12 protein-coding genes and 2 pseudogenes are annotated in these 18,656 nt (G+C 37.0%); 13 read left to right on the forward strand and 1 reads right to left on the reverse strand.

The annotated features are described in order from the left end of the window. Position 1: 1 nt before the first annotated feature. The 4 genes from CA2015_RS11960 (at position 2) to CA2015_RS11975 (ending at position 3,288) form a co-directional block, all read left to right on the forward strand. Positions 2-952, forward strand: a complete 951-nt coding sequence (locus CA2015_RS11960) for an SDR family oxidoreductase (protein WP_048642127.1) — start codon at positions 2-4, stop codon at positions 950-952. Positions 953-961: 9 nt separating this feature from the next. Beyond that, positions 962-1,873 carry a helix-turn-helix domain-containing protein gene (locus CA2015_RS11965; RefSeq protein WP_048642128.1) on the forward strand — a complete coding sequence of 304 codons (912 nt, stop codon included), beginning with the start codon at positions 962-964 and terminating at the stop codon, positions 1,871-1,873. A 1-nt stretch (position 1,874) separates the two neighbouring features. Then, a complete protein-coding gene (locus CA2015_RS11970) occupies positions 1,875-2,384 on the forward strand; it encodes a hypothetical protein (RefSeq protein WP_048642129.1) in 510 nt (169 codons plus the stop codon). Positions 2,385-2,469: 85 nt separating this feature from the next. Then, on the forward strand, positions 2,470-3,288 hold the full coding sequence (locus CA2015_RS11975; protein ID WP_048642130.1) for a hypothetical protein: 819 nt from the start codon (positions 2,470-2,472) through the stop codon (positions 3,286-3,288). Between the two features lie 251 nt (positions 3,289-3,539). Here the strand turns inward: CA2015_RS11975 and CA2015_RS25495 are convergent. Further along, positions 3,540-3,794, reverse strand: a pseudogene (locus tag CA2015_RS25495) (IS91 family transposase); the annotation flags it as partial. A 717-nt stretch (positions 3,795-4,511) separates the two neighbouring features. Between CA2015_RS25495 and CA2015_RS25425 the strand changes: the two are divergent. The 9 genes and pseudogenes from CA2015_RS25425 to CA2015_RS12025 form a co-directional block, all read left to right on the forward strand. Beyond that, positions 4,512-4,686 (forward strand): annotated as a pseudogene (locus CA2015_RS25425) (DapH/DapD/GlmU-related protein); the annotation flags it as partial. A gap of 124 nt (positions 4,687-4,810) precedes the next feature. Next, on the forward strand, positions 4,811-5,818 hold the full coding sequence (locus CA2015_RS11990; protein WP_048642133.1) for an ATP-grasp domain-containing protein: 1,008 nt from the start codon (positions 4,811-4,813) through the stop codon (positions 5,816-5,818). A 568-nt stretch (positions 5,819-6,386) separates the two neighbouring features. Next, complete coding sequence (locus tag CA2015_RS11995) at positions 6,387-7,106, forward strand: ribonuclease activity regulator RraA (RefSeq protein WP_048642134.1); 720 nt, start codon at positions 6,387-6,389, stop codon at positions 7,104-7,106. 556 nt (positions 7,107-7,662) lie between these two features. Further along, positions 7,663-11,751: a YCF48-related protein gene (locus CA2015_RS12000; protein ID WP_048642135.1), complete on the forward strand. Its 4,089-nt coding sequence runs from the start codon at positions 7,663-7,665 to the stop codon at positions 11,749-11,751. Positions 11,752-12,055: 304 nt separating this feature from the next. Then, positions 12,056-12,868 (forward strand): alpha/beta hydrolase, encoded by an 813-nt coding sequence (locus tag CA2015_RS12005; RefSeq protein WP_084012019.1) that lies wholly within the window; start codon positions 12,056-12,058, stop codon positions 12,866-12,868. Positions 12,869-12,901: 33 nt separating this feature from the next. After that, entirely contained in the window at positions 12,902-14,800 is a 1,899-nt protein-coding gene (locus tag CA2015_RS12010; RefSeq protein ID WP_048642137.1) for a heparinase II/III domain-containing protein, read from the forward strand. Positions 14,801-15,228: 428 nt separating this feature from the next. Continuing rightward, positions 15,229-16,452, forward strand: coding sequence for a CotH kinase family protein (locus CA2015_RS12015; RefSeq protein WP_053086684.1), 1,224 nt, complete (start codon positions 15,229-15,231; stop codon positions 16,450-16,452). A 341-nt stretch (positions 16,453-16,793) separates the two neighbouring features. Then, the gene (locus tag CA2015_RS12020) at positions 16,794-17,606 is read left to right on the forward strand and encodes an alpha/beta hydrolase (RefSeq protein ID WP_048642138.1); all 813 of its coding nucleotides are present in this window, start codon (positions 16,794-16,796) and stop codon (positions 17,604-17,606) included. A gap of 99 nt (positions 17,607-17,705) precedes the next feature. After that, positions 17,706-18,548, forward strand: coding sequence for a maleylpyruvate isomerase N-terminal domain-containing protein (locus CA2015_RS12025; protein ID WP_048642139.1), 843 nt, complete (start codon positions 17,706-17,708; stop codon positions 18,546-18,548). The last annotated feature ends 108 nt before the right edge of the window (positions 18,549-18,656 follow it).

An 18,656-nucleotide genomic window follows, 5' to 3' on the forward strand; every position in this document is an offset into this window, starting at 1 on the left:
AATGAAAACGAATCAATTTGGTAAAAAGGGTTGGATGCCAGACAGAATTGGAAACTTGAATGGTAAAATTTATATCATAACAGGTACCACAAGCGGAACAGGATTTGAAGCTGCAAAAATCCTTCTTTCAAAAGGTGCAAAAGTGATAATGCTCAATAGAAACCTAAAAAAAGCGGAAGACACCATCACAATATTGAAACAAGAATTGGGTAAAGATATTGAAGTAATTAACATTCAAATGGACTTATCCAAGCAAGCATCTGTAAAAAAAGCAGCTGAAGAAATATTAAAAACAGTTCCTCAAATAGATGCTCTTATTTGTAATGCAGCAATTGCCCAAGTACCGAAACAGACGCTAACTGTAGACGGTTGGGAAAGTCAAATGGGAACGAATTACTATGGAAATTGGACATTGCAAGCTTTATTGTTTCCGCTTATTGAAAAGTCCAAAGGTCGAATTGTAACAGTTGGAAGCATGGGTTATGATATGGGAATTAAAACCATAAAATTCGATGATTTGAATTGGGACAAAGACTATACACCTAACGATGCTTATAGTCAAAGTAAACTCGCACAGATTATGTCAATGTACGAATTACAAGATAGATTGAAAGAAGTTGGAAAAACAGATGTTAAAGCCTATGCGTGTCATCCTGGTTCTTCAAGAACCAACTTGATAAATACAAGCGGTAGTTTTATGATGAAATTCATCTTTAATCTGATGAAATTATCCCCACTAACACAATCTGCCGAGAGAGGTGCGTATCCCCAACTAATGTGTGCCACAGAGCGAAATCTTGACCAAAATGGTTTTTACGGACCTACAGGAAGAAGTAATTGGGTAGGTCCTGTTGGAGCACACAAAATAGAACCTCACGCTAAAGATAAAACAGTAGCAAAACGACTATGGGAGGTTTCAGAAAAAGAGACAGGAGTAAAATGGAATATTTAAATTAGTGAAATGAAACACTTCAAAACCTTATCATCCTATTTAAAGTATTTGGAGTTGCCTCGTCCAGAGCACCCAATGTTGAGTGTTTTTAATTCAAAAGGCGATGGCTACTTGCCTTGTCCAAAAGAAAGTTCACCACCAATTACCAATGACTGCTATACCATTAGTTTTAAAAAGTTTGTAGAAGGCAATTTAAACTACGGTCGCACCCAATACGATTTTACTAATGGTGCATTGTTTTTCATCTCACCAAGACAAGTCTTGCAATGGGATAATAGCGTAATTTTTGAACAAAGAGGGTTTTCTATAAATTTTCATGAAGATTTTTTGAAAGGAACAGAATTAGCACAACGCATAAAAAAATATGGTTTCTTTTCATATTCCGTAAATGAAGCTTTGCACCTTTCGCCTAAAGAAGAAAAACAAATAGAATCCATTGTAGAAAATATTGAAATTGAATATCAAAACAACCAAGACGAGTTTAGTAAAGGCATCATCATTTCTCAATTGGACACCTTGCTCAAATACGCAAACCGTTTTTATGAAAGGCAGTTTTTAAATCGAAAAGAATTATCCAATAATTTGTTGGAGCAGTTTAATCATTATTTGGACTCATATTTTGAATCGGGAAAACTACAAGAAAATGGCATTCCGAACATAGAGCAGGTAGCAGATGAATTGTCTGTTTCACAACGTTATTTAAGCGATACGCTTAAAAAACAAACAGGCAAAACCACAACTGAACATTTGCAATTGTATTTAATTGACGAAGCAAAAAACATTTTACTGCAACCAAATAAAACTGTATCAGAGGTTGCTTATGAATTAGGGTTTGAATATCCAGCCTATTTTTCGAGACTGTTCAAAAAGAAGGAAGGTATAAGTCCATCTAAATACAGAGAAAAATATAAACTAAACTAAAATGGAATTATTAAAATTAGCCACAGAATGGGCAAAAACGGAAGTCTTTTCGACCCGTTTCTTTATTTTTTTTGCAATTGGTTTTTTAATTGCCAGTATTGGATTTTGGCAATTAGGAAAAACAGATTTAGCAAAAGCTTATATCATTCCAACTTTAGTAGCAGGCATATTACTTTTGATCATTGGCAGCGGTCTTAACTACACAAATATTCAAAGAGTAAATCAATTTCAAAAGGACTTTAATACAGATACTTCTTCCTTTTATAAATCCGAAATAGAACGAACCGAAAGTACCTTAAAGGAATACACTGTCGTATTTAAAGTAATTCCTATTTTAATTATTGTAGCTGCATTAATAATTCTGTTTATTAATACGCCTACTTGGAGAGCAATTAGCATTACATTCATTGCAATGTTAATAGTCATCTTGTTAGTTGACGGAACTGCACACTCGAGAATTGAAGCTTACCATAATGAATTGAAACTGGTGGACATAGAAAATAAAAAATAACTACACACAACAAGGTGTATAGTGCATAGCACCCTTCGGGATGCTACGACACAATACACTAAACGTTATGTGGCATTTAAAAAACATGAGACAACTATTCATAATATTCACTCTGATTTCATTTAATGCTTGTTCACAGGACAAGCAGAAGAATGATATAGAAGTATATGAATTACCTGAAAGAATTCAATACGTAAACAATCCCAATTCAAATGATTCTCTCTGTATTTCTGAAATTGAAAGAGCAAAAAAAGATATTAATAATGGAAAGATTGTTTTTACACAAAGTGCAGGGTTTCTTTTCGGAGACATTCGATACGAAAGAGAACTGAGAGAACTCTGCAAGGAAAACGGACTTGTTTTTGAATTTGATTTAATTGGTTGTGTTGTATTTGAACATCAAACTCAAGGTTGTTATGGAGACTACATGGATAAAGTAATCATCGACAAATATGGAATTGACTTCAAAGAAAACCTGCATAAAGAAGCAGATAGTCTTTTCCTATCTCGAACTCAATCAGAAAATAAAATTGTAGAATACTGGGATTGTGACGAAAGGCCAAGATTGCCGAATGAAAATAAAAGAACAAGCGATTACATACCAAGTATTACTGTTGACAGTCTTGATATAAAGGAGAAAAAAGGAAATTATGGTGGTTGGCCATTCTTTGACTTAGGGTTTACTGTAGAAAAGGATAGTACAATTTCAGGATTTTATTCTCGCAACTTTGTAGCTCAGCTTGAAGAAAATGAAGAATATAAAAACGAACTTTTTGAAATTGCTGTAACACACATAAAGACGAAATATTCGACTTGGGTGCCTGGAAAAGTCAATGGTGTGCCTGTCAGGGCAAAAAATAACGTTAGAATATTTATAAAAAAAAGAATAAAAAACGCCACATAATAACTAAGCATTCTGACGGCTGGAACAGCCTAGTCTGAATGCAGTGTTGAACGAAGTGATGTTGGGAATTAGGGTTACTATGGGGAATGGTTTTCTCCTTTTGCTTTTTTAGCTTTGGGAGAATGAAAAAGTTTTTGATTTTAAGTTGTTCTATGGCCTAGGGTTCTTTGGTTTAGTAGCTATTATTCATTAGGTAAAGGGTTTTGGAGTGAATTTGAGGCTGTTTTTGCCATTAGGGCATACCTGTCCCATTAAGCTAAATGGCGCTTTTTATTTTGTTTCTTGATTTTGTTAAACCAGTTGGCTGGTGGCCCTCTTTGGTCGAAGCACGCCACTGTATGCAGTTCTCCGGTTTTGCAATAGGAACACTTTCTGAACAGGGAAGCCGGTTTTTCTCCTACTTCTATTACGACCTGACCGACCTGACTGTCGATACTGACCTTATGTGTTGCCTTGAAGGCACTGGCCAAGATTCCATAATGTCAGATGCGGGTAAAGACCTTTGGTCAGACCCCGACTATAGGGACAAGTTAGGTAGCGTGAACCTGCTTAGGAATTCAGAAGCCTACAGTGTACAAGTTTCTTTTTCAACCTCTGGAATAATTTGGTATCTTCGATACAAAATGCCCATGCTGGGCATACACAATGGCTATAAGTAATTGCTTGTGCTCATCTACTTCTCAAAATCTGTAGGGATTTTCAGTTTGGTGCGTACTTGCAAAGTTAAGTGTTAACTCACACAATTAGCTATAGCCGAGACCGTTACCAGTAAGGGGAAAACAAACTAGAAGACAAAGTGATAAATACTAAAAAAATTCAATAACAATATAAGTTCTTGTTTTGAATGACAAAAATTAAATAACCATATGGATAAAACAATTAATTTATATAAAGATGTTAGTATAGAAAAGACAAAATTAGGAAAATATGTAAGTGTTGGCGATAATTCAAGAATAGTAAATTGTCATTTAGAGGAATATGTTAGGGTAGACAGAAGAAACTACTTTCAAAATACTAGTATAGGTAAACACACGTATACAGGGTGTGACACAAGAATATATAACGCAACGATTGGGAAATTCTGTTCTATTTCTTGGCATGTTACTATTGGGGGAGGGGAACATAAGATTGATAGAATTACTACTCATGACTTTTTATACAATCCTAACTCTAATCTTAATATTTACAATACAAAGGATTGGCACAATAGATATGAGAAAAAAGTAATAATAGGTAATGATGTTTGGATTGGAGCAGGTAGCGTTATTTTAAGAGGTGTGGTGATTGGTGATGGAGCGGTGGTTGGAGCAAACTCTGTAATAACAAAAGATATTCCACCCTACGCAGTTGTAGCAGGAAATCCGGGAAGGGTAATAAAATTTAGATTTCCCGAAGATATAATTGATAGAATAATGAAACTGAATTGGTGGGATCTAGATGATTCGGTAATTATAAATGAGTTAGAATCGTTTAGAGATGGGGATATACTTCATACCCTTAATAAACTTGAAAAAATTAAAAAATGAATATATTATTAACGTCAGTAGGTAGAAGAGGCTATATTGTCGATTATTTTAAGCAAGTATCAAAAGATGCTAAGATTCATGTATGTAATAGTGTGTTTACAATTGCTTTCAGAAAAGCTGATTTTAGCTTTATTGCACCAAATATATATGACAATGATTATATTGATAGTTTAGTAGAGTATTGTAAAAAGCATAAGATAGATGCAATAATGTCGTTATTTGACATAGACCTAGTAGTTTTAGGTTCGTCAGAAAAGCGATTTGAGGAAATTGGTGTTAATTTAGTTCATGCGCCACTGAAAACCCTTAAAATATGTAATGATAAATGGTTGACATTTAAATTTGCACAGGAAATAAACATTGCAACTCCTAAAACATATCTATCCATAGAAGATGCATTAAAGGAAATAGAGTCAAAGCGTGTTTATTATCCCTTAATTATAAAACCTAGGTTTGGTATGGGGTCTATTGGTCTGTATGTTGTAGACAATAGAGAAGAGTTGCAAGTTCTGTATAATAAATGCAAAAATGAGGTGTTTAATTCCTATTTGAAGTATGAGAGTGCCGATTTTAAGGAAGAAAGTGTATTGATACAAGAGTTTAAAAAGTCGAAAGAATATGGATTAGATATAATTAATGACTTGAATGGTAATTTTGTAACTGTAATTCCTAAAGAGAAGGTGGAGATGCGTTCTGGAGAAACAGATTTAGGTTTGACGGTTGACAATGCAAGATTTATTGAATTAGCTAAAAAATTATCCCAAGCAACTAAGCATAAGGGTATTCTTTCTGTGGATATACTTGCTGATGAGGCCGATACCTTGAATTTGTTAGAGATGAATTGTAGAATATCTGGACACTATCCAGTTGCGCATTGTGCTGGTGTAAATTATCCAAAACAATTAATAGAATGGTTAAATAAAAAAGAAACTAACTTAGAAAATTTTGAGTATAAAAGAGGTGTATACGTAACAAAGGAGCTTCTGCCAGTTGTTTGGCAATGATACTCCTGTGCATATGAGTCGACACTAACAAGACCAGACTCAAGAAGTATCAAAAATAAAAGATTGCCAGTACCGAGCGTAACGAACGGCTGAAAATTCGTTACCCAACTGTTTATAAGATGGTGGAACCGACCCATTGGTGTTGTCCTACAGGGGAGAACATCAAACCACCATAAGGTGCTTTGGTAAAGAGTCAAGGTATTGAGCGTTATGGAAAAGGCCAGGTCAAGAGCGTGGTCAGGCAAGGATAAAGGAGATGAATGCAAATGAACCTCTGATGAAGTGTCCCTGATACTCAGGGCAGGCTGAGAAAGTGCTACATTCTGTCAAAAGTGTTTGAAGTATGACAAACATTACGAGTTCAGTGGTTACCTGTTTATGACTGGACGGCAGGGTTTAGCTATCTGGTTTTTCTTTACTTGTCATGGTAACGAAAGAAGACCCAAAATACGACCTTAAAATTACTACCCTTGTTCAAATAAGGGGGGTAAGGTTGAAGAACAGCTAAAATAGGAGCTTCTTTGCCATAAAATATATACTTTTTGACCATCCAATTAAAACTACAATAATGTTAGCCACTACTCGAGAAAAATTACAAACTGTTAGTACTGCCACACTAGCCACAGCCTTGTTTAAACGAGGTCTTAAAAATCAATTCATTCAAGGGGTTAAGCCATTGGAAAAAGGGAAGCCTACCATGGTGGGAGTAGCCTTTACTTTACGGTATATTCCTGCAAGGGAAGATCTTAATCCCATTACTGTATTTCAAGACCCTAGACATCCTCAACGGGTGGCGGTAGAAACCTGCCCCAGTGGAGCGGTTTTGGTTATCGACAGTCGAAAAGACAGTAGGGCGGCTTCTGCAGGTTCTATTTTGGCTTCTCGCCTGATGGTCCGTGGTGCTGCAGGGATTGTTACGGATGGGGGATTTCGGGATTCCGCTGAAATTGCCAAGTTGGACATGCCTTCCTATCACCATTCCCCTTCTGCCCCGACCAATTTAACTTTACACCAAGCCATAGACATCAATGTACCTATTGGGTGCGGTGACGTGGCTGTTTTCCCTGCTGATGTGGTAGTAGGTGATGATGATGGGGTAATCGTTATTCCTGCTCACTTGGCTGATGAAATCGCCGATGAGGCCATAAGCATGACCCTTTACGAAGATTTTGTAACCGAAAGGGTATTGGAAGGACATCGCATCGTAGGATTGTATCCGCTCACCTTAGAAGCGAATAAAAAAGAATTTGAGCTGTGGAAACAAAAAATGGAGGCTTCAAAGGACTGAATCAAATAGCCTGAATTGAACCGCAGCCTGAGCCTGTCGAAGGGAACGGTTCAATTTAGGCAACACTTCAACCCGAAATATGCAATAGACATTCTATTACGTGCTGAAATCGCTTTAAAATCAGCCACTTCGTTGCTGTTTTCAATTTCACCATAGCGGTGCTATGCTAAAATCTCCAAACAGTCTGATTTTCTTGCGATTGCAACACTTCCCGTAAACACGGGACAGGCTATTACGAATCCTATTACATAATCCGGGTTCAATGAATTAGTAAAAGGGTGCCTGGTATAATGCTTTTTATGGGGAATGGTTTTCTTTTTTTAAGTTTTTGGGCAGAGCGTTTGAAAAAGTAGATATTTTTAAGTAATTCGTTGTTCTAATTTACCTTTTTAATGACAGTAACCTTTGATTTAGGCGTTTTTTGGATTCAGATCAAACCGATTTATTATTTTACCTCTAATTGAATGGGGACTGAAATTTTATTTGCGTAGTTACTTTTAGATCAATAAATAATTTTTGAGCCATCAGGTTCTATTTAATATTAGTTATACCAACAATGAAAAAACTTTTTATATTAATTATTTTCATCCAAATAGCTTCACCTGTTTTTGCTCAAAAAGAAGCGAATAATTGGGCGCTTTCGAATTATCAGCTAGACTTTAATGCAGAGGAGCCTGAAGTGCATTTCGAATATGCTGAATACCTCAATGTGGGATTAGGACTAATAAGCGATGAAAATGGAGATTTGCTGTTTTATTCTGATGGGTATTCTATTTGGAATAAAAATCATCAGTTGATGCCTAACGGATCTGAAGTAATTCCTTCTCCAGAAGGTTTAACTTCCCGAGAGTCATTGGTAATCCCTCACCCTTCAGACAATCAATTGTACTATTTATTTACTGTAGATCCCTGGGAAGGTTTTGAGTCTTCGGGCCTCTATTACTCAGTCATTGATATGACTCTTGAAAGTGGTTTAGGAGATGTAAAGAGCAAGGGGAAAAAAATATTAGCCAATACCAGCAAACGAATTACAGCCGCACTTCATGAAAATTTAGAAGATTATTGGGTGGTAGTACATGAATACAATACCAACAATTATTATTCCTTCTTGGTTAATTCGGAAGGTATTTCAAATAGGCCTGTTGTCAGTCAAATAGGAGGAGCTTATGAACTTTTTCAAGGGCAATTGAAGTTTTCTCCCGATGGAAGAAGAATAGCATCCAGCCGAGAATATGACAATTTAAATAATACATCTTTAGATTTATTTGATTTTGACTCTGGCACAGGAAAGTTGACCAATGGAATTAATTTAGTCCTTCCAGCTAAGAGAACTAGTTATGGTGTAGCGTTCTCGTCAGATGCTAAAAAACTCTACGTAAGCCAAGAAGGTAGTTCAGGTGAAAGTGGACTGTATCAGTTTGACCTTGAATTTTCAGACAAGGCATCAATCCAAGATTCTCGAAAACTTTTGCACAGGGAGGTATTTAATCAATTTCGCTTTTTACAATTGGCAACAAATGGAAAAATCTACATAACAAAAGGTGGAGGAGGAGGTGGAACTGAGCACTTGGGGGTGATATCAAATGTTAATGAAATCGCTGAAAATGTTGTAGTTGAGGAAAATGGTTTTTTTACTGAAGGGGGCTATTCACTTGCCAACGCTACCCCAAACTTTATACAGAATTACTTCTTCAAAACAAGTTTTCTTCAAGAGGGGACCTGTCAATCCTCTCCCACTAATTTTAGAATAACCAATCCATATCTTTTAAAATCAGCGCATTGGGATTTTGGAGATGGGGCTACATCCGTAGAGACCAATCCTCAACATACTTATATTGAAGCAGGAACTTATGCAGTTACCCTCACAGCTAATTACGCTGATCATTCGGATGTAATTACCAGAGATATAACGATTGATCCATTTCCGGTCCTAGAACTTGGAGAGGCCTTGGAATTGTGTTCTGGCTCCAAATTAACTGTTGAAGATTTATATGCGTCTTATCGTTGGAGTACAGGAGATACAACGAATACAACCAGGGTTAGCCAGACTGGTTATTATATTATTGAGGTTACGAATGAATTTGGATGTGCTTCTAAAGATTCGGTATATATTGATGTCGTGGAATTACCGGAGATCAACCTTCCTGATACACTTTCTCTTGGAATTGATCCAGTTGAAATTAATCCTGGACAATTCAATAATTACGCTTGGAGTACAGGCGAAATCACTCCCTCAATTTTTATTGCGCAGCCAGGTTGGTATTCAATACTTGTGTCAAATGAAATTGGATGTGAATCAGCTAAATCATTTTACGTAAGTGATGATTCTGAAATACAGGAAAAGCCAAATAAATGGATTCGCCTTAACCCGCATCCCTCATCTCTAGCGGGAACTGACATTGTTTTTGTCGATGATTTTTCAGGATTTGTCGTTAACAGTGAGGAGTTGCTTATAACTAAAGACCAAGGGAGTAACTGGGAGAAATTAATGAATTTAGACAATGGTTTCAGGATCAGTTTCAAAGATGGTTATGGGATCATTATCGGTAGTAGAGGGGCAATATACAAATCAACTTATAAAGGAGAAGGGTGGAACCTATTGGAGATAAACCTTAATGATAAGCTCAACAGTATCAGTCAGCTCAGCAAAGAAACCTTTTTCATTACAGGTGATAGCACTTTATATAAAACTTTTGATGGAGGGGTAACCTGGAGTGAATTGGAGATCCCAGATGTGACCGTTGAAGATGCTTATTTTATCAGTGAAAATATAGGCCATGTAGTCTGTAAGAATGGTGTTATTAAGAAAACAATTGATGGTGGAGAGACTTGGTATTTGACGGAAGCTTCAAATACAGCTCCTTCTAATTTTTTCAGGGTCACTTTTGTCAATGAACAAATTGGTTATGCAACACAAGAACATAGTGAAGTATACAAAACTACAGATGGAGGAGAAACATGGCATGAAATAACATCACTTGATGCAGCTTACGCAATACAATTTATTGATAAGAATATTGGGTTTATTGCTGGTGAAGATGGCGTCATTCACAAAACTGAAGATGGTGGAGATACATGGGATTGGCTAGGGTTTGATGGTAGAGAATTCGGAAATAGCCTTTATGGTATTCATTTTATTAACACAAACCTAGGGTTTGCCACAGGGCTAGGTGGTAGAATTATCCGGACTTTTGATGGGGGAAAAACTTGGGAAAACTATAGCATCACTTACGGTGAAATCTCAAACGTAGAAGTTACATCAAATGAAACAGTGTATGTGCATGTGGGTAATGATATCATTAAATCGACAAATCAAGGGGAAGAGCTGATCAACTTGGGTAGTCCCTTTATAGATCAGAAAACACAAGAAATTGACTTTATAAGTAATGAAATTGGGTTTGCCTTAGTAGGTGGCACACCTGGTTCTTCAGGGATTAGTAAAAAGGTTCTAAAAACAGTTGATGGGGGGCTAACATGGTCCTTACAAAATAGGAATGATATTGAATATGGATCTAATGGCCTTATAGCTATGAATTTTATAGATGAAAATACAGGATTCATAAGCGGAAGTAGAGGGCAGATATTTAAAACAGTGGACAGTGGCATTTCATGGACAGAAATTAATTCCCCAGGAGATAGAATTGGAGAATTTCAGTTTACTGATTCGGATATAGGATATGCATTTAACACCTACAGTTACTACAACCGGGTTTTTAAAACAATGGATAAAGGGGAAAATTGGGAGTTGATATATGAAAATTCTGGAGACCCAATTTATGCCATTCATTTTATTGATAATGAAGTTGGTTACCTTATTGGTGATCCGGAATTGGGCTTGCATAAAACCAGTAATGGAGGAGATACATGGGAGGCTATTGATATTCCGAGTGGTTGGTTTAAAGATGTCTATTTCCATAATGAAAACTATGGATTTATTTGTAATGAAAATGGATATGTTTTTGAAACTTTGGATGGAGGCAAAAACTGGGAACCTACAAATGAGCTTTCTGGAATAATGTCTTTTTCAAGCCATCAAAAAGAAATCTATGCGTATGGGGTTAATGGTAATCTTCTTAGAACCAATATCTTGTTGAGCGATCAGTTTAGATTGTCTTCATTAGAAGTTGCTGATTATAGAGAAACGAAGACTACGCTCTTAAATATGGAATTGTTGTCAAGCATTGATAACTTGGTTGTTAGTCTTGAACTTAGCTCAGAAGGGTCCACCATTGGGCTTTATGAATATGGGATAGTAAATGCAGGGACTGAAAACCTGGAATGGGAATTGTCCAACCTGGAAGACAATAGCACTTATTATTGTCGGATTAAAATTGAATTTGGAGACGAGGTGTTTTTCAGCGAGCAAATAATGTTTGACACCTTTCTTTCAGATCCAATTTTGGGTTTAGAAGAAGGTTTTGGAAAAGACATAGTGATTTATCCCAACCCTACTGAAAATTTCTTAAAAATAGAGGGATTTGATAATTTGTTAGAAGCCGTACTACTCAATCTAAATGGTGTTGAAATCAAAAAAGAATTGGTAAACCCTTATACTATGGATCTATCAGATATAGCTCCTGGAATTTATATTCTTCTTCTTAATGGGAAAACGCATCATGTGTTTAGGCAAGTAATAGTTCGCTAACAAAAAACAGTAGGCGACCAAGGACAGGCTTTAGCGTAATTAATAAAGTGGATTGCTCTAAAGCCTGTGTTTTATCGGTCAGAAATTAATAACCAAGAGACAAAAATAAGCAAGAGGACCTACCTAAAACTGGTAGCTTTCCTATTCAATTCACATTAAACGGTAAAAATATCCTGTACTTAACACTTCAGGTTTTGATAAGAGGCCACTGATCCTTTGGTTTTTATTGTTACTTTTAAAAGTAGTTTTATTGGGTAAAGAATCACCTCCCCCTACGTTTATATAAAGAATTAAAATGAAAACCATGAAATTAAAATTAATCCTACTTTTTGTATGCTGTAATGCTTTTTTACTAAAAGCCTCTCAGGTAGACACGGTCTTTGTGGAAAGTGAATCCATGAGTAAATCCATTGCAAACATTGTCATCCTACCAGACAGTTACGCAAGCCAAAAGGAAAGTTTCCCTGTTCTGTATTTGCTTCATGGGGCAGGTGGAAACCATACGGATTGGATATCCAAAGTGCCTGCCATTAAAGAATATGCAGACCAATACAACATGATAATTGTTTGCCCTGACGGGAATGCCACAAGTTGGTATTTTGACAGCCCTGTGGACGAAAAGATGAGGTACGAAACCTATCTTTCTAAAGAATTAACTGGATCCATAGACAAAACCTACAATACCACAGCCACAAAATCAGGAAGAGCCATTACAGGTTTAAGCATGGGAGGGCATGGGGCCTTTTACCTTGCCTTTAAACATCAGGACATTTGGGGTGCCGCTGGAAGCATGAGTGGGGGACTGGACATTCGCCCATTTCCTAAGAACTGGGATTTAAGCAAACGCCTGGGAGATTACTCCGAGTACAAAGAAAATTGGGAAAACAATACGGTTATTAACCTGGTGTATAAGTTGAGCGGAGACAGCTTAAAACTCATTTTTGATTGCGGTGTAGATGATTTCTTTTACGATGCCAATAAGCGATTGCATGAAAAATTGATGGAACGAAATATTCCTCATGACTATACAGAACGTCCAGGAGGCCACAGTTGGAATTACTGGACCAACTCATTAAAGTACCATTTGCTGTTTTTTAGCGATTACTTTAACCAATAAAAACTGCAAATTACAACCCAAAATGAACCTACTATGAAGGTGTTAAACAAAATAAATCTAAGGTGGCTTTCGCCCATTTTTATACTATTGTTTTTGGTGTCAAGCTTAAATGCACAGCATTTACCTTATAAATTGGAAAACCCCATTACCGCAAAGTACCTAAAAAATAACCTGAGTAAAACATCACCTCGGCTTGTCCTGAACAAGGATATAGAGAAGAAGCTGAAGCAAAAATTAAAAACCGATCCAGTTGTGCAGAATGTCTATAAAGGCATTAAGCAAAATGCAGAAGCTGTTTTTGAGCAGACGATTATTAACCTGGATATTCCTCTGGAAGAAAGGTCACAGAACAACCAGCTGGATATTTCCAGGGACTTGCTGCATAGGATCAGCATGCTGGCGATGGTTTACCGAATAGAAAAGGATCCTCGCATGCTTGCTCGGATAAATGAGGAGGTTATTGCCGCCTGTAATTTCCCGACTTGGAACCCCAAGCATTTTCTCGATGTAGGAGAAATGTCTCTTGGAATTGCCCTGGCCGTGGATTGGGTAGGGAAGGACTTGCCAGCATCCACCGTAAAGCTGGCTAAAAAAGCCCTGATTGAAAAAGGCATTAATCCAAGTTGGCCGGAAAATGGGGAAGACCCCAAATGGGCTTATGGACATAATAATTGGAATCAGGTATGTAATGGAGGATTGGTAGCGGCAGCGATTGTGGTGGCTGAAGAAGCTCCTGAACTGGCGGCCAAGACCATTTATAGAGCCATTGACGGCATGGCAAACGCCTTGGATCAATATGGGCCTGATGGAGTCTATCCTGAAGGTGCTACCTATTGGCGGTATGGAACTTCTTTTTCGGTGGTAACGGCTTCCATATTCGAAAGTGCCTTTGGTACTGATTTTGGAATACTTGAATATCCGGGGTTTAAGGAAAGTGCCATGTTTAGGGTGCTTTCTGACAGTCCTATGGGCCTGTTTTATAATTTTGGAGATTGTGGAGACAATAGCGGAGAAAATGGTGACATTACCTTGGCTTGGTTTGCCTCTAAAACAGGGAACAAAACCTTCTTTGAAAAAGAAAAATTCATGAGACCCTATGAGGAAATGGGGAAATTGTCAAGATTGATGGGGCCTGCATTGGTGTGGATGTCCCAATATGAAGAAAAAGATGAAATGACGGTTCCTTCTGCATGGAGCGGGAATGGAGCAAATCCTGTCGTGTTTTTCACAGGAGGAGACAATGATCCCAATAAGTTTTATTTCGGAGGCAAAGGCGGAAGTGGATCTGTGAGTCATGGCAATATGGATGCAGGTTCATTTGTTTTTGAATTGGATGGCGTGCGTTGGAGTATAGACCTGGGAAAAGATAGGTTTTATGGCGTTATTGAGAGGACTGGCTTTAAACTCTGGGGAAGGTGTCAGGATTGTGAGCGATGGACACTATTGAATAAGAATAACTTCGGGCACAGCACACTTTCTGTAAACAACCAACTTCATGTAGTGGATGGGAAAGCCACCATTTTTGATTTTAAAGAAGGAGCAAAACCGGAAGCGACGATTGACTTGTCACCGACCTTTGAGGGGCAATTGAAAAGTGCCAAACGAAGGTTTGTAAAAAGCAGTCCCAGGTCACTCTTGATTGAGGACGATATAGTATTGTCCGAGGATACAGAATTGATCACCTGGCAATTAATTACTCAAGCTGATGTTGAGATTGTTGATGGTGGGGCAATTTTAACACAAGATGGTAAAAGCCTAAACATAGAAAATCTATCCCATCCTGAGTATAGCATTTCTGTTATTTCCCTCAATCCTCCTCCATTCTATCTGGATACAAAAAAAGACAATCTAAAACGCCTGGAAATTCGGATTCCAGCTTGGAAAGTAGAAAGTATGGCAACAAAAATAAGGGTGCGACTTTCAGGGGAATAAGCCAAGTTTGATGGCGAAATTTGATTACCAGATTGAGATGTGAGGCTATTAAGTGGATTATTTCAGAACACAGTCCCAAGAATAAATACTTATAGGAGGTTAACATGGTAGACCACTAATCCACCTTTGAATTCAAAATGTGGAGCCAAAGACCAATTAGTTTTTTCGTTTCTGACTTGTATTAATACTTGTATGGGATAGGAGGTAAATTGCATTTAGGTATTTTTTCACGTAATAAGTTTATTGTCAAATATTTAGACGCTTCAGTCTTGGGATGCTTAATTAATAACTGATTTCCCAGTTTGATTTTCAAACCTAAATCCTTAATTTGCAATTTAAATTACAGCGAAAGAGTTTGGTAGGTAGTCCGTATAGACCCGACTCCGCTGATGAAATATTTTTATATACGGATAACAGCAATTATTTAAATGAGGACTACAAAACAATTATTGACCTCCCTCTTTTTTTTACTACTATTTAGTTGTAATGATGATTTTACCGCTTCTGAGAAAAAAGATGGATTGTCCAGTCTTCCGTCCATATCCATAAATACGGAAGATTTATCGCCTATCGTTTCAAAAGAAGAATATGTAAATGGCACATTTGAGATAGCTAGCGAAGTTGAAGAGGAGAATTTGGTGACAAATATTGAAATTAGAGGTAGGGGTAACAGTACCTGGGCTTTTCCTAAAAAACCATATCAATTAAAGTTTTCCGATAAAGAAAAGGTTTTAGGAATACCAAAAGATAAAAAGTGGATCCTACTGGCCAATTATAGTGATAAAACAATGCTGAGAAATGAATTGGCATTTGAGCTTAGTAGGTTTAGCAATTTAGATTGGACTCCTGAAAGTCGTTTTGTTGAACTTTCTATTAACAATGAATATTTAGGAGTCTATCAAATCACTCAAAAAGTTGAAGCATCATCCAATAGGGTTGAGATAGGAGACGATGGCTATTTATTAGAGGTAGATCAAATTTCAAGATTAGACCCGGATGATGTTCATTTCCAGACATCTAATTATTTATTCAATATAAAAGAACCAGAGTTAGAATTTGGAGAGGATAAGTATATACTTATCCAAGACCATATTAATTTGATAGAAAATGTATTGATGGGAAGTAATTTTACTGACCCTGTTGAAGGATATACAAAATATATAGATGTAGCTTCTTTCATAGACTGGTACCTTATTAATGAAATCACCAAAAACAATGATGCTATATTTTTTTCTAGTGTTTTTTTGAATTATGTCCCTGGAGGTAAATTGAAAATGGGTCCAATATGGGATTATGACATTAGTCTTGGGAACATTGATTACAATGGCAATGAAACTACAGACGGTTTTTGGGTAAAAGATGCGACCTGGTTTTCCCGTCTATTTGAAGACTCTGAATTTGTATCGAAAGTAAAGTCTCGTTTTGACCATTATTATTCGAATCGGGATGTTTTTCAGGCTAACATTAGTTCAAATGCTATCTATTTAAACAAAGCTCAACAAAGGAATTTCACCAAATGGCCAATTCTGGGAGAATATGTCTGGCCTAATTATGTCTATTATCCTACTTATGATGAGGAAGTGATCTACCTTAATGATTGGCTTGCCGAAAGGTTAGAATGGCTGAAAATTGCTATAAATGAGTTAGATTAATAAGGTCTAAGAATGACTAATGACACTGTTTTTATAGCTAAAATAGTCTAGCTTAATGGGATATTGAGCGATGTGGTGAATTTTGAGGTGATTTCAGTACCTAGTAAATTGTCTATCGACTATTTCATTTTAAGTGCTTTTATTTTGGGATGCGATGCTTATTCTTCGTTTCTGGAGAAAGGTGAAAACTGGAACCTCCTATCTGCAGCTATGCCGGGCTTCTCCTTCCGCACAAAAAAATGATTACAAATTTTAATAGTAATCCGTATCTTAGAATTTGATCCGGACCAAATCACCTTATGGTCTCTTCTTGACCATCCTATTAATCTTAAACGAAAACCATGAAACTTAAATTAATCCTACTTTTATTATTTTGTAGTACCTTATTTGCCAATGCATCCCAGATCGACACTGTCTTTGTGGAGAGTGAATCCATGACTAAATCGATTTCAAACATTGTCATCCTACCAGACAGTTACTCCGCTCAAAAGGAAAGTTATCCTGTCCTGTATTTGCTTCATGGTGCTGGTGGAAATCATACGGATTGGATATCTAAAGTGCCTGCCATTAAAGAATATGCAGACCAATACAATATGATAATTGTTTGCCCTGATGGCAATGCCACGAGTTGGTATTTTGACAGTCCTGTAGATGAAAAGATGAGGTACGAAACGTATCTTTCTAAAGAATTAATTAATATCATAGACAATACCTACAATACCATAGCGACAAAATCAGGAAGGGCCATTACGGGTTTAAGCATGGGTGGGCATGGCGCATTTTACCTTGCTTTTAGACATCAAAACGTTTGGGGTGCTGCCGGAAGCATGAGTGGAGGAGTGGATATTCGCCCATTTCCTAAAAACTGGGATTTAAGCAAACGCCTTGGGGATTACGCTGAATACAAAGACAATTGGGAAGACAATACGGTTATTAACATGGTGTATAAGTTGAAAGGAGACGGTTTAAAACTCATATTTGATTGTGGTGTAGATGATTTCTTTTATGATGCCAATAAGCGGTTGCATGTCAAATTGGTAGAAAGAAATATTCCTCATGATTATACGGAACGTCCGGGAGGCCACAGCTGGGATTACTGGGCAAATTCAATAAAATACCATCTGCTGTTTTTTAGCGATTACTTTAAAATTTAAAAAACGCTCTTCTTGAGCTTGAAAAGCCTCAGCTGCCAATAGTTTTAAAAACCATTGGCAATATCGGGTTAAACAGAATTGATTTCTTGTTGTGTGGTTATGAATTTTAAGAAACCTGGAAAAATTGATGTAGTTAATTTGTTGCCAGAACTTGACAAGATGCTGTTCGAGTTGTTAGAGGATTTATCTCCGGAAGATTGGGATAGGCTTACTATTGCGCCTAAATGGAGGGTTAAAGATGTTGCCGTCCACTTATTAGATGGAAATTTGAGAACACTGTCAATGTTGCGTGATAATTATTATGGAGAAACACCAGAAAATGTACATTCCTATAAAGATTTGGTAGGTTTTCTAAATGAACTGAATGCAGGCTGGGTCAATGCCACTAGGAGACTTAGTCCAAAAGTAATAATAGATTTATTGAAGGTCTCAGGAAAAGAATACTGTGGGTTCCTGACCACCTTAAATCTTGATGAAAAAGCCGAATTTTCGGTGGCTTGGGCAGGTGAAAATGAATCCAGAAATTGGTTTCATATAGCAAGAGAATACACTGAAAAATGGCATCACCAACAACAGATTAGATTGGCTGTTGGTAGTGAGAAAAAATTACTTGAGGAGAAATGGTATTTGCCTTATCTGGAAACTTCTGTAAGCGCCCTACCTTATCATTATAGAAATGTAGAAGCGAAGAATAAGGACTTGATTAAATTTATTTTCCACGGAGAAACGGAGAAAAGTTGGTATTTGTACTATGACAAAGGCTGGGAATTACTTGCATCCACCAATCAAATGCCTATTTGTGAAGTCAGAATAGGTGATGATTACGCATGGAAAATATTTACCAAAGGAATGCCAAAAGAAGAAGCAATTGCCCGCTCTAAAATAATTGGCAACAAAGAGCTTGGTGTCAAAATTTTTGATTTGGTAGCCGTTATGGCATAATTAGAATAATAGTGCCCACAGGCATTGGATTTACAAGTAAGGCGGTTTTTTGAAGCTGGAGGAAAACCAATTTGTTCTAAGACAAATGAAAATAGGGGCATGAGAAAA

The sequence above is a fragment of the Cyclobacterium amurskyense genome, from assembly GCF_001050135.1.
In the GTDB taxonomy this organism is placed as follows: Bacteria; Bacteroidota; Bacteroidia; order Cytophagales; family Cyclobacteriaceae; genus Cyclobacterium; species Cyclobacterium amurskyense.

Bases quoted from the DNA above. Each gene is read 5' to 3' on its own strand.
- CA2015_RS11960 (WP_048642127.1), top strand. From the start codon at position 2: ATGAAAACGAATCAATTTGGTAAAAAGGGTTGGATGCCAGACAGAATT.
- CA2015_RS11965 (WP_048642128.1), top strand. From the start codon at position 962: ATGAAACACTTCAAAACCTTATCATCCTATTTAAAGTATTTGGAGTTG.
- CA2015_RS11970 (WP_048642129.1), top strand. From the start codon at position 1,875: ATGGAATTATTAAAATTAGCCACAGAATGGGCAAAAACGGAAGTCTTT.
- CA2015_RS11975 (WP_048642130.1), top strand. From the start codon at position 2,470: ATGAGACAACTATTCATAATATTCACTCTGATTTCATTTAATGCTTGT.
- CA2015_RS11990 (WP_048642133.1), top strand. From the start codon at position 4,811: ATGAATATATTATTAACGTCAGTAGGTAGAAGAGGCTATATTGTCGAT.
- CA2015_RS11995 (WP_048642134.1), top strand. From the start codon at position 6,387: ATGTTAGCCACTACTCGAGAAAAATTACAAACTGTTAGTACTGCCACA.
- CA2015_RS12000 (WP_048642135.1), top strand. From the start codon at position 7,663: ATGAAAAAACTTTTTATATTAATTATTTTCATCCAAATAGCTTCACCT.
- CA2015_RS12005 (WP_084012019.1), top strand. From the start codon at position 12,056: ATGAAATTAAAATTAATCCTACTTTTTGTATGCTGTAATGCTTTTTTA.
- CA2015_RS12010 (WP_048642137.1), top strand. From the start codon at position 12,902: ATGAAGGTGTTAAACAAAATAAATCTAAGGTGGCTTTCGCCCATTTTT.
- CA2015_RS12015 (WP_053086684.1), top strand. From the start codon at position 15,229: ATGAGGACTACAAAACAATTATTGACCTCCCTCTTTTTTTTACTACTA.
- CA2015_RS12020 (WP_048642138.1), top strand. From the start codon at position 16,794: ATGAAACTTAAATTAATCCTACTTTTATTATTTTGTAGTACCTTATTT.
- CA2015_RS12025 (WP_048642139.1), top strand. From the start codon at position 17,706: ATGAATTTTAAGAAACCTGGAAAAATTGATGTAGTTAATTTGTTGCCA.